The 22935-nt window shown below is 73.0% G+C and carries 24 protein-coding genes; 17 read left to right on the top strand and 7 right to left on the bottom strand.

The genetic code is table 11. The features are described from left to right. The first annotated feature begins 85 nt into the window (after window positions 1-85). The 6 genes from H0S66_RS06065 (at window position 86) to H0S66_RS06040 (ending at window position 5987) form a co-directional block, all read left to right on the top strand. Window positions 86-1441 (top strand): flavin-containing monooxygenase, encoded by a 1356-nt coding sequence (locus H0S66_RS06065; RefSeq protein ID WP_218876238.1) that lies wholly within the window; start codon window positions 86-88, stop codon window positions 1439-1441. Further along, window positions 1438-2040 (top strand): TetR/AcrR family transcriptional regulator, encoded by a 603-nt coding sequence (locus H0S66_RS06060; protein ID WP_179614588.1) that lies wholly within the window; start codon window positions 1438-1440, stop codon window positions 2038-2040. The genes H0S66_RS06065 and H0S66_RS06060 overlap by 4 nt, the downstream gene beginning before the upstream one ends. After that, on the top strand, window positions 2037-3002 hold the full coding sequence (locus H0S66_RS06055) for an alpha/beta hydrolase (protein ID WP_179614587.1): 966 nt from the start codon (window positions 2037-2039) through the stop codon (window positions 3000-3002). Before H0S66_RS06060 ends, H0S66_RS06055 begins: the two co-directional genes overlap by 4 nt. A 19-nt stretch (window positions 3003-3021) precedes the next feature. Beyond that, entirely contained in the window at window positions 3022-4461 is a 1440-nt protein-coding gene (locus H0S66_RS06050) for a cytochrome P450 (RefSeq protein ID WP_218876237.1), read from the top strand. Between the two features lie 85 nt (window positions 4462-4546). Then, window positions 4547-5845 (top strand): MFS transporter, encoded by a 1299-nt coding sequence (locus H0S66_RS06045; RefSeq protein ID WP_179614586.1) that lies wholly within the window; start codon window positions 4547-4549, stop codon window positions 5843-5845. 4 nt (window positions 5846-5849) lie between these two features. After that, window positions 5850-5987, top strand: coding sequence for a hypothetical protein (locus H0S66_RS06040; RefSeq protein WP_179614585.1), 138 nt, complete (start codon window positions 5850-5852; stop codon window positions 5985-5987). A gap of 18 nt (window positions 5988-6005) precedes the next feature. Here the strand turns inward: H0S66_RS06040 and H0S66_RS06035 are convergent, their stop codons facing one another. Genes H0S66_RS06035 through H0S66_RS06020 form a run of 4 tightly spaced genes read right to left on the bottom strand, consistent with a single transcriptional unit; the run spans window position 6006 to window position 10076 of the window. Further along, window positions 6006-7166, bottom strand: a complete 1161-nt coding sequence (locus H0S66_RS06035) for a sulfotransferase family protein (protein WP_258017118.1) — start codon at window positions 7164-7166, stop codon at window positions 6006-6008. After that, window positions 7163-8011, bottom strand: coding sequence for an SDR family oxidoreductase (locus H0S66_RS06030; protein ID WP_219633624.1), 849 nt, complete (start codon window positions 8009-8011; stop codon window positions 7163-7165). Before H0S66_RS06030 ends, H0S66_RS06035 begins: the two co-directional genes overlap by 4 nt. Beyond that, entirely contained in the window at window positions 8008-9201 is a 1194-nt protein-coding gene (locus tag H0S66_RS06025; RefSeq protein WP_179614584.1) for a hypothetical protein, read from the bottom strand. Before H0S66_RS06025 ends, H0S66_RS06030 begins: the two co-directional genes overlap by 4 nt. Next, window positions 9198-10076, bottom strand: coding sequence for a TIGR03619 family F420-dependent LLM class oxidoreductase (locus H0S66_RS06020; RefSeq protein ID WP_179614583.1), 879 nt, complete (start codon window positions 10074-10076; stop codon window positions 9198-9200). The genes H0S66_RS06025 and H0S66_RS06020 overlap by 4 nt, the downstream gene beginning before the upstream one ends. A gap of 73 nt (window positions 10077-10149) precedes the next feature. On the opposite strand from H0S66_RS06020, the gene H0S66_RS06015 reads away from it, so the two are divergent. Beyond that, window positions 10150-10575: a nuclear transport factor 2 family protein gene (locus tag H0S66_RS06015; RefSeq protein WP_179614582.1), complete on the top strand. Its 426-nt coding sequence runs from the start codon at window positions 10150-10152 to the stop codon at window positions 10573-10575. 90 nt (window positions 10576-10665) lie between these two features. After that, window positions 10666-11229 carry a hypothetical protein gene (locus H0S66_RS06010; protein WP_179614581.1) on the top strand — a complete coding sequence of 188 codons (564 nt, stop codon included), beginning with the start codon at window positions 10666-10668 and terminating at the stop codon, window positions 11227-11229. 698 nt (window positions 11230-11927) lie between these two features. On the opposite strand, the gene H0S66_RS06005 is transcribed toward H0S66_RS06010, so the two are convergent. Continuing rightward, a complete protein-coding gene (locus tag H0S66_RS06005) occupies window positions 11928-12773 on the bottom strand; it encodes an aldo/keto reductase (RefSeq protein ID WP_179614579.1) in 846 nt (281 codons plus the stop codon). A gap of 65 nt (window positions 12774-12838) precedes the next feature. On the opposite strand from H0S66_RS06005, the gene H0S66_RS06000 reads away from it, so the two are divergent. Continuing rightward, entirely contained in the window at window positions 12839-13276 is a 438-nt protein-coding gene (locus H0S66_RS06000; RefSeq protein WP_179614578.1) for an NUDIX hydrolase, read from the top strand. A 56-nt stretch (window positions 13277-13332) separates the two neighbouring features. Further along, window positions 13333-15183: an FG-GAP-like repeat-containing protein gene (locus H0S66_RS05995; RefSeq protein WP_179614577.1), complete on the top strand. Its 1851-nt coding sequence runs from the start codon at window positions 13333-13335 to the stop codon at window positions 15181-15183. A 9-nt stretch (window positions 15184-15192) separates the two neighbouring features. Here H0S66_RS05995 and H0S66_RS05990 read toward each other — a convergent pair whose 3' ends face one another. Continuing rightward, window positions 15193-16704 carry a hypothetical protein gene (locus H0S66_RS05990; protein ID WP_179614576.1) on the bottom strand — a complete coding sequence of 504 codons (1512 nt, stop codon included), beginning with the start codon at window positions 16702-16704 and terminating at the stop codon, window positions 15193-15195. 128 nt (window positions 16705-16832) lie between these two features. Here H0S66_RS05990 and H0S66_RS05985 point away from each other — a divergent pair, with 128 nt between their 5' ends. The 3 genes from H0S66_RS05985 to H0S66_RS05975 are packed head-to-tail and all read left to right on the top strand — an operon-like array spanning window position 16833 to window position 17909. Next, the gene (locus H0S66_RS05985; RefSeq protein ID WP_179614575.1) at window positions 16833-16991 is read left to right on the top strand and encodes a hypothetical protein; all 159 of its coding nucleotides are present in this window, start codon (window positions 16833-16835) and stop codon (window positions 16989-16991) included. Further along, window positions 16988-17323 (top strand): hypothetical protein, encoded by a 336-nt coding sequence (locus tag H0S66_RS05980; protein WP_179614574.1) that lies wholly within the window; start codon window positions 16988-16990, stop codon window positions 17321-17323. Before H0S66_RS05985 ends, H0S66_RS05980 begins: the two co-directional genes overlap by 4 nt. Next, window positions 17316-17909 (top strand): hypothetical protein, encoded by a 594-nt coding sequence (locus H0S66_RS05975; RefSeq protein WP_180923811.1) that lies wholly within the window; start codon window positions 17316-17318, stop codon window positions 17907-17909. Before H0S66_RS05980 ends, H0S66_RS05975 begins: the two co-directional genes overlap by 8 nt. Here the strand turns inward: H0S66_RS05975 and H0S66_RS05970 are convergent. Next, window positions 17885-18406 carry a GNAT family N-acetyltransferase gene (locus H0S66_RS05970; protein WP_179614572.1) on the bottom strand — a complete coding sequence of 174 codons (522 nt, stop codon included), beginning with the start codon at window positions 18404-18406 and terminating at the stop codon, window positions 17885-17887. The genes H0S66_RS05975 and H0S66_RS05970 overlap by 25 nt on opposite strands. A gap of 162 nt (window positions 18407-18568) precedes the next feature. Here H0S66_RS05970 and dnaK point away from each other — a divergent pair, with 162 nt between their 5' ends. The 4 genes from dnaK (at window position 18569) to H0S66_RS05950 (ending at window position 22860) form a co-directional block, all read left to right on the top strand. Next, window positions 18569-20446, top strand: a complete 1878-nt coding sequence (gene dnaK, locus H0S66_RS05965; RefSeq protein WP_179614571.1) for a molecular chaperone DnaK — start codon at window positions 18569-18571, stop codon at window positions 20444-20446. Continuing rightward, entirely contained in the window at window positions 20443-21129 is a 687-nt protein-coding gene (gene grpE / locus H0S66_RS05960; RefSeq protein WP_258017117.1) for a nucleotide exchange factor GrpE, read from the top strand. Before dnaK ends, grpE begins: the two co-directional genes overlap by 4 nt. Before the next feature lie 112 nt (window positions 21130-21241). Next, window positions 21242-22423, top strand: a complete 1182-nt coding sequence (gene dnaJ, locus H0S66_RS05955) for a molecular chaperone DnaJ (RefSeq protein ID WP_179617211.1) — start codon at window positions 21242-21244, stop codon at window positions 22421-22423. After that, entirely contained in the window at window positions 22423-22860 is a 438-nt protein-coding gene (locus tag H0S66_RS05950; protein ID WP_179614570.1) for a heat shock protein transcriptional repressor HspR, read from the top strand. The genes dnaJ and H0S66_RS05950 overlap by 1 nt, the downstream gene beginning before the upstream one ends. The last annotated feature ends 75 nt before the right edge of the window (window positions 22861-22935 follow it).

Genomic DNA, 22935 nt, shown 5'->3' with positions numbered 1-22935 from the left:
CGCGGACAGTCAGTTGACGCGTGTCAAATCGCGCCCTAGCGTGTCCCACGTCACACCGACGTCCGCCCACGCCCCAGGAGGCCCCGTGCCCGCTCCGACCCTGCCGACCACCGCCGTCATCGGCGCCGGCATCAGCGGGCTGACCGCCGGCAAGATGCTCACCGACTACGGGGTGCCCTACACCTGCTACGAGAGCTCCGACCGGATCGGCGGCAACTGGGCCTTCGGCAACCCCAACGGGCACAGCAGCGCCTACCGCTCGCTGCACATCGACACCTCCAAGCACCGGCTGTCCTTCAAGGACTTCCCGATGCCCGAGCACTACCCCGACTTCCCGCACCACACCCAGGTCAAGGCGTACCTCGACTCCTACGCCGAGGCCTTCGGGCTGCTGGACCCGATCGAGTTCCGCAACGGCGTCGAGCACGCCGACCCCGCGCCCGGCGGCGGCTGGGACCTGCGCCTGCAGTCGGGCGAGGAGCGCCACGTCGACCTGCTCGTGGTCGCCAACGGCCACCACTGGGACCCGCGGATGGCCGACTTCCCCGGCGAGTTCACCGGCACCTCGATCCACTCGCACCACTACATAGACCCGCACGACCCGCTCGACTTCACCGGCAAGCGGATCCTGGTGGTGGGCCTGGGCAACAGTGCCGCCGACATCACCGTCGAGCTCTCCAGCCGCAGCCTGCAGAACGAGGTCACCCTCTCGACCCGCTCGAGCGCCTGGATCGTGCCGAAGTACACCGGCGGGCTCCCGGCCGACAAGTACTACGTGACCACGCCGTACCTGCCGCTGAAGTGGCAGCGCAAGGTGCTGCAGAAGATGCAGTTCATGGCCGGCTCGAACCCCGAGCTCTACGGGCTGCCCAAGCCCAACCACAAGTTCTTCGAGGCGCACCCGACCCAGTCGGTCGAGCTGCCGCTGCGGCTCGGCTCGGGCGACGTCACGCCCAAGCCCAACGTCTCGCGCCTCGACGGCTCGACGGTGCACTTCGAGGACGGCACGTCGGGGGAGTTCGACGTCATCGTCTACGCCACCGGCTACAACATCACCTTCCCGTTCTTCGACCCCGACGTGGTCAGCGCCCCCGACAACCGGATCCGGCTCTTCAAGCGGATGTTCCTGCCCGGTCGCGACGACCTGGTCTTCATGGGCCTGGCCCAGTCGACCCCGACGCTGTTCCCCTTCGTGGAGTGCCAGGCGCGCCTGCTCGGGGCCTACGCGGTGGGCCGCTACCGCCTGCCCGACGTCGACACCATGGAGCAGGTGATCGACGCCGACCAGCAGAAGTACACCGGCCACGTGCTCGACCGGCCCCGCCACACCCAGCAGCTCGACTACTTCATCTACGAGCACGACATGCGCGCCAAGGAGATCCCGGCCGGGATGCGGCGCGCCGAGCGGCTCGGCGGCGGCGTGCTGGCAGGAGCCCGGTGAACACCCTCGACTCCGCCACCCCGCGCGGCGACCAGCGGCGCACGGCGCTGCTCAACGCCCTCGACGCGCTGCTGCAGGACTCCTCGTTCGAGGCCGTCAACATCGCCGAGATCTCGCGTCGCGCGGGGGTGACCCGCTCGGCCTTCTACTTCTACTTCGAGAACAAGGCGGCCGCGGTCGCGGCGCTGATGGAGCAGATGTACGACGACACCGCCGCGGCCGCCGCCCTGCTGACGGGCGAGGGCACCCCGCAGGAGCGCATCGAGGGCACCATCCGCGGGCTCTTCGCCAGCTGGGACCGCAACGAGCACCTGTGCCGCGCCACCCTGGAGGCCCGCGCCTCCAGCGCCGCGGTGCGCGAGATGTGGGACTCCGACCGCGAGTCGTTCGTGCCCGTGGTGGCGGCGATGATCGACGCCGAGCGCGAGGCCGGCCGCGCGCCCGACGGGGTGGCCGCCACGACGCTGGCCACGGTGCTGCTCGAGCTCAACGACCGGATGCTGGAACGCAGCGCCGTCGGCGGCCCGCTGGGCCGCGAGGAGCTGGTCGAGGGCGTGGTCGCCGTGTGGCTGCGCACCATCTACGGAAGGACGTCATGACCGACACGACCCTGGCTGACACGACCCTGGCCGCCCCGGCCCCGACCCACCACGAGGTGCGCTTCGCGTCGGGCTCCGACGAGTGCGTGGCCACCCACGTGCCGGCCGCGCACGACCAGCTGGCCGGACCGGCCGGGCGGCCGGTCGTGGTGATGGCCCACGGCCTGGCCGGCACCGTCGACTCGGGGCTGCTGCCCTTCGCCGACGGCCTGGCTGCCGCGGGGCTCGACGTGCTCGCCTTCGACTACCGCGGCTTCGGGCGCTCGGGCGGGGCGGTGCGCCAGCGGGTCTCGGTGGCCGGCCAGCTCGAGGACTTCCGCGCCGCCGCGACCGCGGCCGCCGCCCTCCCGGGCGTCGACGCGGGCCGCCTGGTCCTCTGGGGCGTCTCGCTGGCCGGCGGCCACGTGCTCGCCGTCGCCGCCGGGCGCGACGACGTCGCCGCGGTGGTCTCGCTGACGCCGCTGGTCGACGGGGCCGCAGCCGGCCGGCTGGCGCTGCGCCACCACTCGCCGCTGACGCTGGCCCGCTCGACCGTCGACGGGGTGCGCTCGCGCGCGCTGGCCTCGCGGCGCGGCCCGGTGATGGTGCCGGTCGTGGCCGACCCCGGTGAGCAGGGCGCCCTGACCCTGCCCGGCTGCAAGGAGGACTACCTCGCACTGGCCGGGCCGTCGTGGCGCAACGAGGTCGACGCCGCCGTGGCGCTCGAGCTCGGCAGCCACCGCCCGATCAAGAGCGCCAAGGAGGTCACCTGCCCGCTGCTGGTGCAGATCGCCGACTTCGACCGGCTCGCCCCGCCGCAGGCGGCGGCCAAGGCGGCGGTCAAGGGTCGGGCGGAGGTCCGGCACTACCCCGGCGACCACTTCGACGTCTGGCCCGGCAAGGACTTCTTCGCCCCCGCCCTGGCCCACCAGGTGCACTTCCTGACCCGGCACCTGGCGCCGGCCCTCGACACGACGGGGTGACGTACTCCTAGTATGTGACATGGCCACCTCTCAGAACGCCCTGCTCGACGCGCTCCCCGAGACCGGGGAGCTCACCGAGGAGCGGTTCCGCCGGATGAGCGGTGCCTCGGTCGGCGAGGCCGGCGCTGCTCGGGTGGCCCCGCAGGGGCTGCCGCCGGGCCCGCGGTGGCCGGCCCTGGTGCAGACGGCGGCGCTGCTGCGCTTCCGGCACTGGATGCACCCCTACCTGCACCGCACCTACGGCGACGTCTTCACCGTGCGGCTGGTGCCGCGCGCGCAGCCGCTGGTCTTCTTCACCCGCCCCGAGCACACCAAGGAGATCTTCGCCGCCGACCCGGAGTTCTTCCACGCCGGCAAGGGCAACGCCATCCTCGGCCCGATCATGGGCGAGCACTCGCTGCTGCTGCAGGACGGCGCCGACCACAAGCGGGCGCGCAAGCTGCTGATGCCGGCCTTCAACGGCGCCGCGCTGCGCGAGTACCGCTTCCTGGTGACCGACCTGGCCGCCGACGAGGCGGCGCACTGGCCCGACGGCGTCGTGCTGCGCTCGCTGGACCGGATGAACGTGCTGACCCTCGAGGTGATCCTGCGGGTGGTCTTCGGTGTCACCGACGAGTCCAGGCTGGCCGCGATGCGCCCGCGGGTGAACGCCACCGTCGACATCAGCCCCGCGGTGCTGCTGGGCTGGGGCTACCCGCGGCTGCAGCGCTTCGGGCCGTGGCGGCGCACCGTGCAGAACCAGGCCGAGCTCGACCGGCTGATCTACGCCGAGATCCGCGAGCGCCGCTCGGCCCCCGACCTCGCCGAGCGCAGCGACGTGCTGTCGCGGCTGATCCGGCACGGTGTGGAGGAGGGCGACGAGCTCAGCGACACCGAGCTGCGCGACCAGCTGATCACCCTGCTGCTGGCCGGGCACGAGACGACGGCCACCTCCTTGGCCTGGGCGCTCTACGAGCTGGGCCGCGACCCCGAGCTGCTGCGGCGCTCCCAGGCCGCCGCCGACGGCGACAGCGCCGAGGACGACGCCTGGCTGGAGGCGGTGATGAAGGAGTCGATGCGCCTGCACCCGGTCATCCCGATGGTGGTGCGCACCCTGATGCGGCCCGCCACCGTCGGCGGCGTCGACCTGCCCCGCGGGGTCACCGTCGGCCCCTCGATCATCGTGACCCACCAGAAGTCCGAGCACCACCCCGACCCCGACGCCTTCCGTCCCGAGCGCTTCCTGGGGCAGAACCCGCCGACCAACACCTGGATCCCCTTCGGCGGCGGCGTACGCCGCTGCATCGGCGCCGGCTTCGCGCAGATGGAGGGCGTCGCGGTGCTCCGCGAGGTGCTGCGCGTCCACGACGTCGCCACCCCGGTCGACGACGCCCCGAAGGTCCGCAACATCACCTCGGTGCCCCGCGACGGCGCCCGGGTCCGCGTCTCCCGGCGCGACCCGGCCCACATCTCGCGCTGACCCGTCCCAGATCTCGCGCCGACCCGGCGCAAAACCACTCGCGGCGGGGTCACGCTCCTGGCAGCGTGGCCCGTCGTGGTGGGCGATGTCCTGGGGTGAGCGGCTGCGCGCGCTGCGCATCGACCTGACCCCGCTGCGCACCTCGCGCGACTTCCGGCTGCTCTTCGTGGCCGGCACCGTCTTCTACCTCGGCGCGATGGTCACCTACGTCGCCATCCCGTTCCAGGTCTACCGGGTCACCGGCTCCAACCTCGCCGTCGGCGCGATCGGCCTCGTCGAGCTGGTGCCCCTGGTGGTCTTCGCGCTGTACGGCGGCGCGCTGGCCGACCACGTGGACCGCAAGCGGCTGCTCGTGGCCACGGGCGTGGCCCAGGCCGTGGCCACCGCGGTGCTGGCCGCCAACGCGTTCGGTGCCTTCGGCCCCGACCCGCACCTGTGGCTGGTCTTCGTGCTCGCGGCCGTGCTCGCCTCGACCTCCTCGATGCAGCGGCCCTCCCGCGAGGCGCTGATGCCGCGCACCGTGCGTCACGACGAGATCCCGGCGGCGCAGGCCCTGACCAGCCTCGGCATGGAGATCGGGGTCCTCGTCGGCCCGGCCCTCGGCGGCCTGCTGATCGCGTACGTCGGGCTGGGCTGGTGCTTCGTGGTCGACGTCGTCGGGCTGGGGGTGGCCACCCTGATGTACCTGGCGATGCGCTCCTACCCGCACCGCGAGGAGACCACCCCGCCGAGCCTGGCCGGCGTCGTGCAGGGCGCGCGCTACGCCCTGGCCCGCCGCGACCTGCTCGGCACCTACCTCGTCGACATCGCCGCGATGCTGCTGGCGATGCCGGTGGTGCTCTTCCCGGCGCTGGCCGAGACCGTCTTCGAGGCCCCCGAGCTGCTGGGGCTGCTCTACTCCGCGGAGACCGTCGGTGCGCTGGTGGCCACGGCGTTGTCGGGGTGGACCGGGCGGGTCCACCACCACGGCCGCGCGATCGTGCTGGCCGCGGCGGCGTACGGCGTGTGCATCGCGCTGGCCGGGCTGATGCCGAGCTTTTGGCTGGTGGCGGTCTTCTTCGCGCTGGCCGGCGCCGCCGACATGGTCTCCGGGGTCTTCCGCGGGATCGTGTGGAGCCAGACCATCCCCGAGGGGATGCGCGGGCGCCTGGCCGGGATCGAGATGCTGTCCTACTCGCTGGGCCCGCTGGGCGGGCAGGTGCGCGCGGGCGTCACCGCCGACCTGTGGTCGGTGCGCGGCTCGATCACCAGCGGCGGCATCGCCTGCGTCGCGGGTGTGGGCGCGACCGCGCTGTGGCTGCGCGACTTCTGGTCCTACGACGCCCGCACCGACGAGCACGCCGTCGCCGAGCGCGCGGTGCGCGCCGCCCGCGACGAGGGGTGATCGCGTGGCAGGCTGGGCCACCATGAGCGGCTACTACTCCTGCATGGCCTGCGGGCACGAGTTCGACCCGATCGCCACCCGCTGGTTCTGCCCGCACTGCAAGTTCAAGGCGAACTGCTGCGAGGGCGAGCCGCTCGGCTGAGGCGCCGCCGGTGACGGCTCAGCGCGCGAACGCGTCGCGCACCCTCGTCTCGGTGAGGCCGTAGTCCTTGAGCGAGTACTGGTGGCTGGGGCGGGCGTGGCCGGAGCGGGCCTCGGCGTCGATCTCGCGCACCCGCGCCTCGGCCTCGGTCGTGAGCGTCATGCCGAAGGCCTCGTAGACGCCGCGCACCGTGCCGAGCGGGTCGCCCTGGAGGTCCGCGAAGTCGACGTCGACGAACTGGGACTGGTCGTAGCGGGGCCGGGCGTCGTGGAAGGCGTGGAAGGCGCGCGACCACAGGTCGAGCTGGGTGTGGCCGACGACGCCGCCGACGAAGGTGTCGGAGTGCCCGGCGGTGGTGGCCGCCGACAGCGAGCACGACGACGCGATGCAGGTGACCGGGTCGCGGTGCGTGTAGACCACCAGCGCGTCGGGGTAGACGCTCATCAGCGCGTCGAGGGCGGTCATGTGCGAGGGGTTCTTCAGCACCCAGCGCTTCTCGGGGTCGTTCATCCCGATCAGCTGCAGGTTCTGGCGGTGCCGCGCGTAGGCGTCGGTCCAGTCCTGGCCGCGCAGCCAGTCGGTGTAGCGCGGCAGGTTGGCCAGCGACTCGTACGAGTTCGACTTGCCGGTCTGGCGCAGCAGCCGCCAGCACTCCTCCACCGACGTGGCGTCCATGTAGTGGATGCCCATGTACTCCGGGTCCTCGACGTGGTGGGCGCTGAAGGCCTCCTGCATCGCGGCGAAGACCGGGTCGGCCTCCCACGTCGCCCGCGGCGGGCGCGGCTGGGGGAACTGGGTCAGCCACATCTCGAGGCCCTGGTGGGCGGGGTCGGAGACCAGCAGCCGGTGCAGCGCGGTGGTGCCGGTGCGCGGCAGGCCCATCACGAAGACCGGCCGCTCCAGCGGTACGTCGGCGTGCTGGGGCAGCGCGGTGAACTGGGCCTGGGTGAGCAGCCGGCCCACGAGCGCGCTCTTGACCTCGGAGCGCTGGAAGTAGTTGCCGCGCCCGGTCAGCCCCGCCTCGGGGCTGTTCAGGTCCTCGACGAGCACCCGCAGGCCCTCCTCGTGGGCGTCGCCCCCGAAGTCGTCGAGGCCGGTGGTGCGCACCGCGGCGGCGGCGATGTCGTCGTAGGACCCGACGTCGGCGCGCTCGCGGGTCATCACGTTGGCACCGCTCACGAGTGGAACTCCCCGCAGTCGACGTTGAGCGTCTGCCCGCTCACCGCCGAGGCCAGGTCGGTGGCCAGGAAAAGCGCCGCGCGGGCCACCTCCTGCGGCGAGGCCAGCCGCTGCAGGTCGGTCGGGGCGGCCTTCTCGGCGTACACCTCGTCGTGGGTGCGCCCCGACTCCGCGGCGATCCAGTCGAAGTAGGCCTTGTTGACGTCCTCGTAGATGTAGGACGGCGCGACGCTGTTGACGCGGATGCCGCGCGGGCCGAGCTCGGTGGCCAGCGACTCGGCCAGGTGCGCCAGCGCGCCCTTGGAGAGCTTGTAGCCGGCGTACTCGGGCTGGGAGGAGTAGCGCACGCAGGAGTTGAGCATGATGACCGACCCGCCCGGCTTCCCCGGCGCCGCGGCGAGCGCGTCGGCGAAGGCGGCGGTCAGCGAGAGCGGCGCGAAGACGTTGGTCTCGTTGGCGCGGCGCAGCTCCTCGACCGGGATGGTCGAGATCGGGTCCATCGGGGGGATCGCGAAGGCGTGGTTGATGAGGCAGTCGACCCGACCGTACTCCGCCAGGGTCCGCTCCACGAGCGCGGCGCGGGAGGCCTCGTCGGTGATGTCGGTCGGCACCACCAGCGCGCGCGACCCGAGCTCGCGCACGACCGCGGCCATCTTCTCCAGCCGCGACTCGGTGCGGCTGACCAGCACGAGGTCGGCGCCCATCCGGGCCGCCTCCTCGCCCAGCGCGCGACCCAGCCCGGGGCCGACGCCGGAGAGCACCACGACCCTGCCGCGCAGCAGCGGCTGCGGCTCGTAGCGCTCCTCGACCGAGGTGTCGTGGGTGGTGGCGGTGGTGGGGGTCACGAGATCATCCTCCGGGCGACGTGGCGCTGCCGGGCGGTGATCCGCTCGGCGTGCTGCTGCGGGGTGAGCGGGGCGAGGTGGGGCAGGTGCGCGGGCACCTCGGCCAGCGGGACGACCTGCACGCGCGGGCCGTCGTCGGGGCCGAGGTCGCGCTCGAGGCGCTGCCAGCGCAGCATCATCGAGCCGGTGCGGTGCCCGGTGGTCTCCAGCCAGTTGGCCAGGTACGGCGCCTCGGCGTCGCCGCTGGGCGGGTGCTCGCTGATGACGAAGCGCATCAGCCCGTCGGGGTCGGTGACCGCCTGGGCCTTGGTCAGCGAGGTCTGGTGGGTCTCGTAGTCGGTGGAGGCGTACCAGTCGGAGCCGACCTGGATCGCCTGGTAGCTGCAGTCGTCGCAGCGCGGCACCGTCACGATCATCGCCTCGTCCTCGGCGAGCGCGTAGTGCCCGATCGAGGAGCGCTGCGAGGCCAGCCCGCCGGGGGTCTGCTGGGGCGCGGTGAGGGTGTTGACCGGCTCGGCGTACTGGAACCAGTGCGGGAAGGCGAACCAGGTGCGGATCGAGCCGGTGAGGGTGCGGGCGGCGACGTCGTACCGCTTGGCCAGCAGGTCGCGGGTCAGGTCGCGGGCGGGGCGGCCCAGGGTGTCGGTGCGCTCGATCGTGAGGGTGCCGCGCTCCTCGGTGTCCCAGTCGTTGAAGACCTCGCGCACGATGAGGGTCCTGGCGCCCGGCTCGGCGGTGTAGGTGAAGTCGAAGGAGCCGTCGGGGGCCACGTCGAGCTCGCGGTCGTCGAAGGCCATCAGCGAGGTGGCGGCGGAGTCGGCGGTGTAGGCCCCGCCCATCACCTGGAACGAGAGGTCGGCCGAGCTGCCGCGCCGCCCGCGCACGACGTACTCGACGCCCTCGCGCAGGTAGGCGCTGAAGTAGACCGCATCGGGGTTGTCGAGGCCCTGGCGGGAGAACTGGTGGGTGGCGTTGATGAACAGCGGCCGGTCGAGGTCGTGGTCGAAGGCCATCTGCATCGCCATCCGGATGCGGCCCGCGAGGTAGTCGTAGCCCTCGAGGCGGTCCTGCTCGGTGCGGATGAACGGGGCGGTCGCGACGAGGTGCTCGCCCTCGGCGATCGCCTCGCGCAGCGGTGCGGTGAGGTCCCAGCCGGGGTCCTCGGTCGGCTCCTGCGACGGGCCGCTCACGCGCCGACCCGGCTGATGACGGACTCGGCGTACCGCTCGAGGTGCTCGACCTTGGTCGCGAGCGGCTCGGTGTCGGGGCCCTTGATGTAGGGCACCCGGAAGCCGACGATGCAGTCGGTGACGCCCTTGTCCTCGAGGCGCTTGACGCCGTCGGGGTCGTAGGCGTCGTAGGAGATCACGTGCACCTCGAAGTCGTCGCGGGTGTCGCCCTCCTCGCGGCGGATCTCGGAGAGCCGGGCCAGCAGCCGGTCGAGCTCCTCGCCGTCGCCGCCGGCGTGCATCCAGCCGTCGCCCTTGCGCACCGCGCGGCGCAGCGCGGCGTCGGCGTGCCCGCCGACCAGCAGCGGGACCGGGCGCCCGGGGGCGGGCCGCTGCTGCATCGACTCGATCGAGAAGAACTCGCCGTCGTAGGAGAAGAACTCGCCCGAGGTCAGCCCGCGCACGATGTCGAGGCACTCGTCCATCCGCCTGCCGCGCCGCTCCCACGGCACGCCCATGGCGGTGAAGTCCTCCGGCCACGGCGAGAGGCCCACCCCGAGACCGAGCCGGTCGCCCGACAGCGCGGCCAGGCTGGAGGCCTGCTTGGCCACCAGCACCGGCGGGCGCACCGGCAGCTTGAGCACGAACGGCGTCAGGCGCAGCGTGGTGGTCAGCGCGAAGAGGTGCGCGCACATCACCATCGTCTCGACGAAGTCCTTGCCCTGCAGGAACTCCCGGTCGCCGGTGTCGGTGTAGGGGTAGGTCGAGTCCGACACCTCGGGGTAGATGAGGCTGTCCGCGACCGTCATCGAGGTGTAGCCGGCGGCCTCGGCGGCCTGGGCCAGCGGCGCGTAGTGCTCGATGCTGGTCATCGCCTCGGCATAGGTGAAACGCATCTGCTCTCTTCCCTCGGTTATTGAGCCTGTCGAAATATAGAACGTGTTTCAGTTCTGTGCCAGAGTTCCGACCGTGGACCTCCCAGAGATCAGCGACCGGCTCGAGGCGGCAGACGTGCTGACCCGCTACACCCGGGCCATCGACACCGGCGAGTGGGACCTGCTCGACACGGTCTTCACCCCCGACGCCCAGATCGACTACACCGCCTCCGGCGGCATCGCGGCCGGGTACGCCGAGGTGAAGCCGTGGCTGGCCGAGGTGCTGCCGGCGTTCTTCCTGCGCCGGATGCACATGCTCGGCCAGGTCGAGACCCGCCTGGAGGGCGACACCGCGACCACGACGGCGTACTTCCACAACCCGATGGTGATGAGCGACGGCGCCGGCGGCGAGAAGGTCGTGGAGCTCGGCGGGATCTACCACCACCGGCTGGTGCGCACCGCCGAGGGCTGGCGCAGCCGGCACCTGCACGAGGAGATCGTGTGGAGGCGCGGCCTGTAGCCGCTGCCCGCGGGGACGCGGCTTGGTCCGCGCCGCGTTGTCCGCGACAATGAGCAGCGACTGCTCGCCGAGACGACGACGGAGACCCCCGTGGCCCTGCACGACGACCGCCCCGTCCTGACGGGGCTGCTCGCGCTGGTCGGCGTCGGCCTGGCCGTCGGTCTGGTGCTCGGAGGTGGCGCCCTGGCCGTGACCCGGGTGCTGGGCATCGACGGCTCCTCCGGCGCCAGCACCGCGACCGACGCCGCCTCCCTCTACCTGCCGCGCCCCTCGCAGACCGAGGGCCCCTCGGGGCCGCTGCTCACGCTGGCCGCCGAGCCGGGCGAGGGGTCCAGCGCGAGCCAGGAGCCGACCCAGGAGCCGTCGAAGAGCGACGACGCCGAGGGCCAGATCTCGCTGTCTGCGGGGCAGACCCAGGTGGCCCCGATGGGCCAGATCGACCTCACCGGCGTCTACCCGGGCGGCGAGGGCCGGGTGCTGCAGGTGCAGAAGTTCGTCAGCGGCGGCTGGCAGGACTTCCCGGTCACCGCCGTGGTCAGCAACGAGACCTTCGCGACCTACGTGCAGACCAGTGCGCAGGGCGTGAACCGCTTCCGGGTCGTCGACAACGACTCCGAGACCGCCTCCAACGAGGTCAAGGTGACCGTCGGCTGAGCCTGCGGCTCCCTGCTCGCGCGTAGTCTCGGAGCATGCGTACGACGGGGCTGACCGGGCTGACGGGTCTGGTGGGCCTGCTGCTGACGGCTGTCGTGGTCGGCGGCTGCGCCGACGAGGGCTCCTCGCCCTCCCAGCCCAGCCCCGGTGAGGGCGTGGCCCCCACCCCGACGAGCCCGGCCGGCCCGTCGGAGGACGCGGCGGGGGAGCCAGCGCCCTTCCAGGCCCGGCCGGTGCTCGCGGCGCAGGGACGCAGCCCCGACGGGCTCGACCCCGCCCTCGCGCGCCGCCTCGAGGCCCTCGACTGCCTGCGCAAGCCGCCGAGCGCCAACGGGCCCGGCGGCGAGGCGATGCTCGCCTGCGACGCCCGCGGCGCCGGCTTCCTGCTCGGCCCCACGGGCGTCGACGGCGGGGTCGAGGGCGTCGAGGTGGTCGAGGTCGACGGCGGGTACGCCGTGCAGGTCGCGCTCGACGAGGCCGCAGCAGGTGCGCTGGACGAGCTGGTGAGCGGGCTGGTCGGCTCCGAGGGCCGCTTCGCCGTCGTCGTCGACGGCACCCTGGTCGCGCTGCCGCGCGTCGCCGACGGGGTCGGCGCGACCTGCAGGTCGGCGGGACGGCTGGACCCGCGCCGAGGCCGACGACGTCGCCGCCCGGCTCACCTGAGGCGGGCCGGGCGGCGTACGGGTCGTGCGGGGGGCTCAGCCCGGGACGTAGTCGAACTCGTCGGGGTTCGGGCCGCGACGGCCGTCGGCGCCGCGGTCGAGGGCGGCGATCGTCGCGACCTCGTCGGCGGTGAGGGAGAAGTCGAAGATGTCGAAGTTCTCGCGCATCCGCTCCTCCTTCATCGACTTGGGGAAGACGATGTCGCCGCGCTCGACGTGCCAGCGCAGGGTGACCTGCGAGACGGTCTTGCCGTGGGCGGCCGCGATCTCGCCGATGGTCTCGTCGGAGAGCACCGCGCCCTGGGCGATCGGCGACCAGGCCTCGACCTCGATGCCGTGGCGGATCGAGGCGGCGCGCGCCTCCTCGTTGGTGAAGTAGGGGTGCACCTCGATCTGGTTGACCGCGGGCACGACGCCGGTCTCGGCGATGATCCGCTCGAGGTGGGCGGGCTGGAAGTTCGAGACGCCGATGGAGCGGGCGCGCCCGTCGGCCACGAACTCCGACAGGGTCTGCCAGGTCGAGACGAAGTCGCCGTCGTAGAGGGTCGGCAGCGGCCAGTGGATGAGGAAGAGGTCGATCTGGTCGAGGCCGAGCTTGCTCATCGTGTCGTCGAAGGCGCGGCGGGCGTCGTCGGGGCGGTGGAAGCCGTTGTTGAGCTTGCTGGTCACGTACAGCTCGTCGCGGGGGATGTCGGCGTTGGCGATCGCGACGCCGACCTCCTGCTCGTTGCCGTACATCTGCGCGGTGTCGATGTGCCGGTAGCCCACCTCGAAGGCCTTGGTCACGGTGTCGGCCGTCTGCTCGGGCGGCACCTGGAACACGCCGAAGCCGAGCTGCGGGATCTGCGTCTGGTTGTTCAGGGTGATGGTGGGAACGCTCATGGTGTCCACAATGCCCCGCAGGCCCTGGCTCATTCCTGTCACCGGGGTGAGGAGAGGATGCTCACGTGCACTACACCGACTACGACACCCGGCTCGCGGCGTACGCCGTCATCACCGACGACCAGGGGCGCGTGCTGCTGGCGCTGTGGAACGAGGGGTCGCGGCGGCAGTGGACGATGCCGGGCGGTGGCGTCGAGCTCGAGGAGGGCGTCGAGCAGGCCGTGGTGCGCGAGGTGCGCGAGGAGACCGGGTACGACGTCGTGGCCGGCGCGCTGCTCGGCGTCGACACCTACGTGCTGCCCCCGCACCGCCGGCTCAACGACAGCGACCGGTCCCTCAAGGCCGTGCGCACCGTCTTCCGCGCCGAGGTCGTCGGCGGCGAGCTGACCCCCGAGCGCGACGGCAGCACCGACGAGGCGCGCTGGTTCACCCTCGACGAGGTGCGCGGCCTCGACCGGGTCTCGATCGTCGACATCTCGCTGCGGCTCGCCGGCCTGCTGTAGGCAGACGGCCCGGGAGAGGGGCTGACGGCCACCCTCCTGCGTGGCACCATCGGCTGATGGACGGCGAGCCCCGCACCGGTGCGCCGGTGGGGCTGACGGCGCTCGCCGTGCTGGCCGTGGCGGTGCTGGTCGTCGTGCGGGTCTCCGACCACCGGCCAGGCTCGCCCCCGCTCGCCGACGTCGCGGTCCCTGCCGAGCGGGCTCCTGCGGTGGTGCCGCCGCTGGTCGACGAGCCTGTGCGGGTCGGCCCGGAGGTGCTGCGCGGTCTGGCCTTCGAGGACGTCACCGCCCGTGCCGGGCTCGCGCGGGGACCGGCGGGCGGCCCGTCCCTGCCCGACGAGCTCGACGGCGGGGTCGCCGTGCTCGACCTCGACGACGACGCCGACCACGACCTGGTGCTGACCGCTGCGGGCCCCGCCAGCGGTCTCTACCGCAACGTCGGGGGCAGGTTCCGCGACGTGACCGCGGGGTCGGGACTGACCGGGTTGGCCACCGTCAGCGCGCTCGCGGTGGGCGACCTGGACGCCGACGGCCACGAGGACCTCTTCCTCGGTGGCCCCGAGGGCAGGTTCGGCCGGCTCCTGCTCGGCGACGGCACCGGTGGCTTCCGGGACGCGACCCGGGCCGCGGGCATCGACGACCGGCCAGCGGTCGCGGGGGCGCAGCGGCGGCGCATCCGGGGAGCCGACATGGGTGACGTCGACGGTGACGGCGACCTCGACCTGCTCGTCACCGACTGGAACTCCGCCGCCATCGTGGCGGCGTCGATGGCGGGGCGGGGCCCGACGGGTTTCGAGACGCAGTGCGAGTTCGCGGCCTTCATCGACCGGGAACGGGTGCGTGGGGGGCTCGAGGCCACCGGCGACACCCGGCTGCTGCTCAACGACGGTGCGGCCGGCTTCCGCGACGCGACCCGCGAGTGGGGGCTGGAGCCGCTGCGCACCCGGCTGCCGATGACCCCGCAGTTGCACGACCTCGACGACGACGGGCGGCTGGACCTCGTGGTCGCCGGCGACGTGTGCACCTCGCGGGTCTACCGCAACGTCGACGGCGAGCGGTTCCTCGACCAGACGCCCTCCTCGTCCGCCGGAGGGGCGGAGAACGGCATGGGCTCCTGGCTGGGCGACCTCGACGGCGACGCCCGCCCGGACTGGCTCGTCAGCTCGATCGGCTACCCGACGAGCGACGGCGACTGCCCCGAGGTCTCCCTCTTCGCCGGGTGCTCGGGCAACCGTGCGTTCGCCAACGAGGGCGACCTGACCTTCGCGGACCGCACGGACGACTGGGGGCTGCGCGACGGCTGGTGGGGCTGGGGCATCAGCGCCGCCGACCTCGGCAACGACGAGCGGGAGGTGGTCGTGGCCGTCAACGGTCGAGCGGCGGGGCCGGGGCCCGCCGCGCCGGACGACGCCGCCGACGTCTACTACCGGGCCTTCGTCGACGACCCGAGCCGGGTGTGGGTGCCGGACGGCGGGGCCTACGTCGACGTCGCGGAGCAGGTGGGGATCGACCACACGGCTGTCGGCTTCGGGCTCGTCGTCCTCGACGTCGATCGGGACGGCCGGCTCGACCTCCTGGTCGCCAACGGCGGTGCGGCCCCGACGCTCTACCGCAACGTCTCACCGCGTCGTCACTGGCTCGCGCTGCGGCTCGAGGACCCGCGCTCGACCGGCAACGCCGCGGGGATCGGGGCCCGGGTCGAGGTCCGGCTGCCCGACGGGCGCCGCGTGGTGCGCTGGGTGCACCGCTCCGGGTCCTACCAGTCCCAGCGGCCGCCCGAGGTGCACGTGGGGCTGGGTGCGGTCGGGGGTCCCGTCGACGTGCTGGTGACCTGGCCGGGGACCCGGCTCCCGCAGCGCGTCGACGACCTGGCGGTCGACCGGCTGGTCACGCTCACGCGTCGCTGAGTCCCGGTCTCAGGCCGCGGCGGGGTCGATCTCGTCGACGAGGAGCCACACGCCGTCCGCCGGCTCCAGCACGAACACCCGGTCGAGCGGACGCCCGTCGACGCTGCCGGTCGCGTGCAGGCCGAAGCGGGGCACGGCCTGCTCGTCGGACGGGTCGCGGACCAGCACCAGCTCGACGGCGTCGACGTCGTACGTCGCCGGCGCGACCCCGGCGCGGATCGCGTCCGTCGTCGCGGCCAGCCGGGTCGCCCCCAGCGCGGTGGCGGCCATGGCCGGGTCGCGCTCCTCGAGCGCCCGGTGCTCGATGGCGAGGGCGGCCAGCAGGTCGGTGGCTATCTCCCCCGCGTCGAGCCCCGCGGTGCCTCCCCGGATGCTCTCGACCTCCGCGGAGACGCCCACCTCGGGCGGCGCGGGCAGGGTCACGGCGGGGCGCGCCCCGGACGGGGTGGAAGCGTCGGACGCGGACGCGGAGGCGGTCGGGGTGGGCGCGGGGGTCGTGGCCCCGACGACGAGCACGAGCGGCACGAACGCGGCGGCCAGCGCCAGGACGGTGGCGCGCGAGATCGGGGACGCCGGGGACGCCGGCACCGCGCTCCGCTCGCGTGCCCACCCCAGCACCGGTCGCAGCGCGCAGACGGCGACCAGGCCCCCGAGCAGCCCCACCTTGGCGCCGAACTCGGTCTCGGCGGTGGCGATGAGCAGCGTGCACGCCGCCGCCACCGCGGCGCCGAAGGCGACCCGGGACCGAGGGTCGCGGGGCGAGGTCATGGGGTCGGTGATCATGAAGAACATGAAGACCAGGACCTCCGGCGAGGCCAGCACCACCAGCCACAGGTCCGCTCCGCAGACCGGTGCGGTGCTCCAGCGGGCCGAGAAGCAGTGCCCGGTCAGCGCCAGCGCTCCCACCCCGACGCCCAGGACGCCCCAGAACGCCAGCGACATCGCCAGCAGGCCCAGGCGCCGGGTCACCGCCAGCGCGCCGGCCAGCAGCACGGCGTACACGACCAGGAGCGCCGGCCCCAGGTCGCCCCACCAGAAGTCGAGCGGGTTGACGAGGTCCTCGCCGACCACCAGGAAGCAGACCACCAGCCCCAGGTTGGAGGGGTTGACGAGGGGTCGCCCCCGGTGGCGGAGCACGTACTTGGAGAGGAGCGCCAGGGCAGCTGTCGCCGCGAAGACGTACCAGCCCTGCAGGCTCCACCAGTCGCCGTGCTCGGTGCCGTTCCAGCGCAGCACCAGCGCCACCCCGTTGCCGGTGAGGAGCGCGCTCGCGGGCCAGGCGAGCACCCCCGACTCCCGGGCCACCACGACGATCTCGATCGCCGCGCAGGTCCCGAGGCAGAGCAGGATCTGGGCGATCGAGACCTGCCAGCCCAGGACGGTCTGGCCCAGCACCTGCAGCGTGCTGATGGTGACGGCCAGGTGCAGCCGGGGGTCGCGCGGTGACGGCAGGCGCACCGGGTAGTCGGTGCCGCCCAGCCGGACCGTGCGCCCGGCGGTCGCTGGCTCGGTCGCGGGCATGCGTGATCGTAGGCCGCCAGCACCGCCGCGGTCAGCCCGTCGGCACCTGTGCCTTCCAGGCCGGTCCCGCGGGTCGCTGCCGGCGCGGGCGTCGGTTTAGCGCCACCGCGGCAGGGCAGGATCGGCCCGTGCTCGACGTGCATCCCCATGCGGTGGCCACCGCCGCAGGCCGCGTGGACGCGGCCGCGTCGGCGATCCTGGACGTCGACGCGGCGCAGACCGCCGCCACGGTCTCCGACGCCGACGGCGGCGCCAGCACGCGGTTCGAGCAGGGGATGCCCCGATGAGCGGGTGGACGATCCCGCTGGTGCGCTCCTGGCGGCCCGCCGCCCTGACCTCCGCCGCCGACGACCTCGGCAGGGCCTCCAGCGCCGTCGACGACCAGGTCGACGAGCTCGACGACTCCCAGCGCGAGACCGCCCGGCGCACCGCGTACCGCTCCCTGCTGGCCCGTGGGGTCCTGGACCCGCCGACGCCCGAGGCGATCGCGCGGACGGCCGCGGTCCGCGACGACACGGATCCGCCGGCCCTGACCGTCTTCTCCGGCCCCGACGGGTGCTGGGTGGTGGATGCTGCGGACGAGCCGCTGCGTGCCGAGCTGGAGGTGCTGCGTGGCTGAGAGCGCGCAGCTCGACATCCCGCGGCTGCTGTCACGCCAGCCGACGAGGTGGCTGGCGTTCGGAGGCACCGTGGTCGCCGTCCTCGCCATGGCGGGGTGGGCCGTGGCCACCGAGACCGGGGTCAACCAGGTGATGGCGGGACTGGTCGTCGCGGCGACGGTCGTGGCGGTGGCAGCGGTGGTCTGGCGCCGCACGTGGCTCGACACCGGCGACGGGACGCTGCACCACCGGGTCGCGTTCCTGCCGGAGCGCAGGGTGGCCTGGGCGCAGGCCACGACCGTGGACCTCGAGCGCAACCGGGCGGGCCAGCTGGCCCTGCGCGCCCGGGGCGAGCGTGGGACGGTGCGCGTCACGCTGCTCGCCGACGACCTCGGGGGCGAGCGCAGCGCCGGCCCCGACCTGCTCCGGGTCCTCGCCGACGAGATCGACCGGTGGGCCCCCGAGCGGCAGCGGCTCACCTCGCGGCTGCGGCCCAGGCCGACCACGTCGAGGCCGGCGGGGCGCCGCGCGAGTCCCCGCTGGCGCGGCACCTCTGACGCGTCGCCCCGGAGTCCTGCTGCTCAGAGCCCGGTCGGCACCCAGTAGCGCTTCTTCGCCGCCACCGTCCCGGTGGCGGGCGCGACCCCGTCGGGCACCCCGTCGCAGGCCTCGATCACCGCGGCCGAGCCGACGTTGTCGACGTCGCAGGTGACCAGCGCGTGCTCGATGCCGTGCCCGCGGCACACCTCGAGGCAGCCGCGCAGGATCGCGGTGGCGTAGCCGCGGCGGCGGTGGGCCGGGCGCACGCCGTACCCCACGTGGCCGCCCCAGGTGGCCAGGAAGTCGTTGAGCTCGTGGCGCACCGAGGCCCGCCCGACGATCTGGCCGTCGACCTCGGCGACCAGGAAGGTCGAGGCCACCATCCGCTCCTCGAGGTCCTGCCCTCGGCGGTGTCCCTCGATCCGGGCGACGTAGTCGGGCCACGACTCTCCGACCCGCTCGAACATCAGGAACCCGAAGTCGTCGGCGGCCAGCTCGGCGTGCGCGGCGCGCGCCTGGGCCTCGTCGTCGGGGCCCAGTGGTCGCAGCAGAAGGTCGCTCATGGGACGCAGCCAAGCACGGGAATGAAAGCGGCTGCCATTGCATTGGACCCAGTGAGCAAAGTTGAGTTGATCAGACTCAAGTAATTTGCCAGACTCTGGGCAGCGACGCACGATGGTCGCACCGGACTTCCCCAGCACGTCCCCCTAGATGGAGGTAACACCATGGCCAGAGCGGTCGGAATCGACCTCGGCACCACGAACAGCGTCGTGTCGGTCCTCGAGGGTGGCGAGCCCACCGTCATCGCCAACGCCGAGGGCGCCCGCACGACCCCCTCGGTCGTCGCGTTCGCCAAGAACGGCGAGGTCCTCGTCGGCGAGGTCGCCAAGCGTCAGGCGGTCACCAACGTCGACCGCACCATCCGGTCGGTCAAGCGCCACATGGGCACCGACTGGAAGACCAAGGTCGACGACAAGGACTTCACGCCGCAGCAGATCAGCGCGTTCGTCCTGCAGAAGCTCAAGCGCGACGCCGAGGCCTACCTCGGCGAGACGGTCACCGACGCGGTCATCACCGTGCCGGCCTACTTCTCCGACGCCCAGCGCCAGGCCACCAAGGAGGCCGGCGAGATCGCGGGCCTCAACGTCTCGCGCATCGTCAACGAGCCCACCGCGGCCGCGCTGGCCTACGGCCTCGACAAGGGCGACGACCAGACCATCCTCGTCTTCGACCTCGGTGGCGGCACCTTCGACGTGTCCCTGCTCGAGATCGGCGAGGGCGTCGTCGAGGTCAAGGCGACCTCCGGCGACAACCACCTCGGTGGTGACGACTGGGACGCCCGCGTCGTGGAGTGGATGGTCAAGAAGTTCAAGGACAACAACGGCGTCGACCTCGCGGCCGACAAGATCGCCAAGCAGCGCCTCCAGGAGGCCGCCGAGAAGGCGAAGATCGAGCTGTCCTCGAGCTCCGAGACCACGGTGCACCTGCCCTACATCACCCACGGCGAGTCGGGCCCGCTGCACTTCGAGGAGCGCCTGACCCGCTCGGAGTTCCAGAAGATGACCTCCGACCTGCTCGACCGCACCAAGGCCCCGTTCCAGGCCGTGCTCAAGGACGGCGGCGTCGCGATCGACAAGATCGACCACGTCGTGCTCGTCGGCGGCTCGACCCGGATGCCCGCGGTCACCGAGGTGGTCAAGGACCTGCTCGGCGGCAAGGAGCCCAACAAGGGCGTCAACCCCGACGAGGTCGTCGCCGTCGGCGCCGCGCTCCAGGCCGGTGTCCTCAAGGGCGAGGTCAAGGACGTGCTGCTCCTCGACGTCACCCCGCTCTCCCTGGGCATCGAGACCAAGGGCGGCGTGATGACCAACCTCATCGAGCGCAACACCACGATCCCGACCAAGCGCTCGGAGATCTTCACCACCGCCGACGACAACCAGCCCTCGGTCGAGATCAAGGTCGCCCAGGGCGAGCGCCAGATGTGGGCCCAGAACCAGCCGCTCGGCAACTTCGAGCTGACCGGCCTGCCCCCGGCGCCGCGTGGCGTGCCCAAGATCGAGGTCACCTTCGACATCGACGCCAACGGCATCGTGCACGTCTCGGCGAAGGACCAGGGCTCCGGCAAGGAGCAGTCGATGACCATCTCCGGCGGCTCCGCGCTGTCGAAGGAGGAGATCGACCGGATGGTCAAGGACGCCGAGCAGTACGCCGAGGAGGACGCCAAGCGTCGCGAGGCGATCGAGGTCCGCAACCAGGCCGACCAGCTCGTCTACACGACCGAGAAGTTCCTCTCCGAGAACGGCGAGAAGCTGCCCGACGACGTCAAGACCGAGGTCCAGGCCGACGTCGACGCCCTCAAGGCCACCCTCGAGAAGGACGACGCCGACGCCGACGAGCTCAACGCCGGCCTCACCAAGCTCAACGAGTCGAGCCAGAAGATGGGCGCCGCGATGTACGCCGCCGCGGAGGCCGAGCAGGCCGCCGCCGGTGGCACCACCGGGGCGACCGGCGAGGGCGACGACGACATCGTCGACGCCGAGGTGGTCGACGAGGAGCCCGGCACCGACGGCACCGACGGTGCCGACGGTGGTGAGAGCAAGTGACCCAGCCCCGCGACGAGGAGAACATCCCCCCGCCCGAGGGGTCCTTCCCGGACGAGGCGGCCGAGATGGTCTCCGAGACCGATGTCGAGGCGGGTGCGGCCGGCGGTGACCCTGCCACGGCCGACCCCGCCGCCGACTCAGCCACCGACTCCAGCGACCCCGGTGCTGCCGGGGCCTCGGAGCCGGCCGACGACGAGCTCACCCTGGCCCGCATCGCCCTGGAGGAGCGCACGCTCGACCTCCAGCGCCTGCAGGCCGAGTTCGTCAACTACAAGCGCCGGGTCGAGCGGGACCGCGACCTGATCAAGGAGAACGCGACGTACGCCGCGCTCGCCCCGATCACCGAGGTCCTCGACACCATCGACCGGGCCCGCGAGCACGAGCCTCTCGAGGGCGGCTTCAAGGCCGTCGCCGAGCAGCTCGAGCGCACCGTGGGCGCGGCCGGGCTGACCCGCTACGGCGCGCCGGGCGACCCGTTCGACCCCAGCCTCCACGAGGCCCTCTCCCACATCGGGGAGGATCCCGAGGTGAGCGTCACGACCTGCAAGGTCATCGCCAAGGCCGGCTACCGCATCGGTGACCGGGTGGTGCGGGCCGCGCAGGTGCTGGTGGTCGACCCGGCCGACGCCGACGCGCCGGCCGCGACCGACCAGCCGGCCGAGCAGGACCAGCCAGACCAGTAGCACCAGCACGACCCGCTGCGGGTCGGCCCCCGGGCCGGCCCGCAGCACCCGTACCGAGACCTGCACCGACCGCCAGGAGCGAGGGGAGGACCACGTGAGCGACACCGACGGCATGCGCGCCGACTGGGCGCAGAAGGACTTCTACGCCGTGCTCGGGGTCAAGAAGGACGCCTCGACCGACGAGATCAAGAAGGCCTACCGGCGCCTCGCGCGGGCCAACCACCCCGACACGCACCCCGGCGACACCGCCAAGCACGACACGTTCAAGAAGGTCGCCGAGGCCTACGACGTCGTCGGCGACCCGGCCAAGCGCGCCAAGTACGACGAGATGCGCCGTCTCTACGCCTCCGGGGGCTACCCCGGCGGCGGGGCCGGTGGCTTCGGCGGCGGTGGCTTCGGCGGCCAGCAGGGCGGGGTCAACCTCGAGGACCTGCTGCGCGACGGCGGCGGGGCCGGCGGCTTCGGCGACATGTTCGGTGACCTCTTCGGGGGCGGCGGCGGTGGCCGGCGGCGTACGGCGCGCCCGCGCCCCACCAAGGGCAGCGACGTCGAGACCTCGGCGACCATCAGCTTCACCGACGCCATGGACGGCGTCACCGTCTCGCTGCGGCTCTCCTCCGAGACCGCTTGCACCACCTGCGGCGGCTCGGGCGGCAAGCCCGGCACCAGGCCGCACATCTGCACCACCTGCGAGGGCGCCGGCTTCGTGGTCGCCTCGATGGGCGGCTCGTTCTCGGTCAACGAGACCTGCCCCGCCTGCGGTGGTCGCCAGCTGGTCTACGACGACCCGTGCCCCGCGTGCCGCGGCACCGGTCGCGGCACCTCCGCGCGCACCATCCAGGCCCGGATCCCCGCCGGCGTCAAGGACGGCCAGCGCATCCGGGTGCGCGGCAAGGGCGCCCCCGGTGAGAACGGCGGCCCGCCCGGCGACCTGTTCGTGGCCGTGAAGGTCTCGCCGCACCGGGTCTTCGGCCGCAAGGACGACAACCTCACCATCGACGTGCCGGTCTCCTTCGACGAGCTGGCGCTCGGTGCCGAGGTCCGCATCCCCACCCTCGGCGGCAGCCCGGTCACGCTGCGGCTGCCGGCCGGCACCCCCAACGGTCGCACCTTCCGGGTGCGCGGCAAGGGCGCCAAGAAGGCCGACGGCTCGTACGGCGACCTGCTGGCCACCGTCGAGGTGCAGGTGCCGGCGGTGCTCGACGCCGCGACCCGCGCCGCCATCGAGGCCTACCGCGACGCGACGGCGTCCAAGCCGCTGCGCGCCAACCTCTTCGAGCAGGCAGGTGCCTGATGGCCGGGCGGTCGGGCAACCCCTTCGGTGACGCCCACCCCGACGCCGCCGTCTTCGTCATCTCGGTGGCCGCCGAGCTCACCGGCCTGCACCCGCAGACGCTGCGCACGTGGGAGCGCCTGGGCCTGATCACGCCCGGTCGCACCGGGGGCGGCGGGCGCCGCTACTCGGGGCGCGACATCGAGCGGCTGCGCGAGATCGCCGAGCTCTCCGGCGCCGGCATCGGCATCGAGGGCGTGCGCCGCATCCTCGACCTGGAGAACCGGGTCAGCGCCCTCTCCGCCCGCAACGAGGAGCTGGTGGCCGAGCTCGAGGCGACCCGCGCCGCCCTGCGCCAGGCCGTCGCCGTGCGCCGCGGCGACCTGCCGCCCAACAAGCTGCCCGTCCTGCGCGCCCCCGACGCCTCCGGCTCGATGGTGGTCTGGCGCCGGCGCTGACCAGGCACAGATCTCACCCTGACCCGGCGCAAATCTCACCCTGACCCGGCGCAAATCTCACCCTGACCCGGCGCA

Source organism: Nocardioides marinisabuli, assembly GCF_013466785.1.
Classification (GTDB): domain Bacteria; phylum Actinomycetota; class Actinomycetes; order Propionibacteriales; family Nocardioidaceae; genus Nocardioides; species Nocardioides marinisabuli.
Note: the sequence above shows the minus strand (reverse complement) of the source record. Positions and strands in the feature narration are given on the sequence as shown.

Coding starts and splice junctions, on each gene's coding strand:
- H0S66_RS06055 (WP_179614587.1), top strand. CDS start 2,037: ATGACCGACACGACCCTGGCTGACACGACCCTGGCCGCCCCGGCCCCG.
- H0S66_RS06050 (WP_218876237.1), top strand. CDS start 3,022: ATGGCCACCTCTCAGAACGCCCTGCTCGACGCGCTCCCCGAGACCGGG.
- H0S66_RS06045 (WP_179614586.1), top strand. CDS start 4,547: ATGTCCTGGGGTGAGCGGCTGCGCGCGCTGCGCATCGACCTGACCCCG.
- H0S66_RS06020 (WP_179614583.1), bottom strand. CDS start 10,076: ATGCGTTTCACCTATGCCGAGGCGATGACCAGCATCGAGCACTACGCG.
- H0S66_RS06005 (WP_179614579.1), bottom strand. CDS start 12,773: ATGAGCGTTCCCACCATCACCCTGAACAACCAGACGCAGATCCCGCAG.
- H0S66_RS05995 (WP_179614577.1), top strand. CDS start 13,333: ATGGACGGCGAGCCCCGCACCGGTGCGCCGGTGGGGCTGACGGCGCTC.
- H0S66_RS05990 (WP_179614576.1), bottom strand. CDS start 16,704: ATGCCCGCGACCGAGCCAGCGACCGCCGGGCGCACGGTCCGGCTGGGC.
- H0S66_RS05980 (WP_179614574.1), top strand. CDS start 16,988: ATGAGCGGGTGGACGATCCCGCTGGTGCGCTCCTGGCGGCCCGCCGCC.
- H0S66_RS05970 (WP_179614572.1), bottom strand. CDS start 18,406: ATGAGCGACCTTCTGCTGCGACCACTGGGCCCCGACGACGAGGCCCAG.
- dnaK (WP_179614571.1), top strand. CDS start 18,569: ATGGCCAGAGCGGTCGGAATCGACCTCGGCACCACGAACAGCGTCGTG.
- dnaJ (WP_179617211.1), top strand. CDS start 21,242: ATGCGCGCCGACTGGGCGCAGAAGGACTTCTACGCCGTGCTCGGGGTC.
- H0S66_RS05950 (WP_179614570.1), top strand. CDS start 22,423: ATGGCCGGGCGGTCGGGCAACCCCTTCGGTGACGCCCACCCCGACGCC.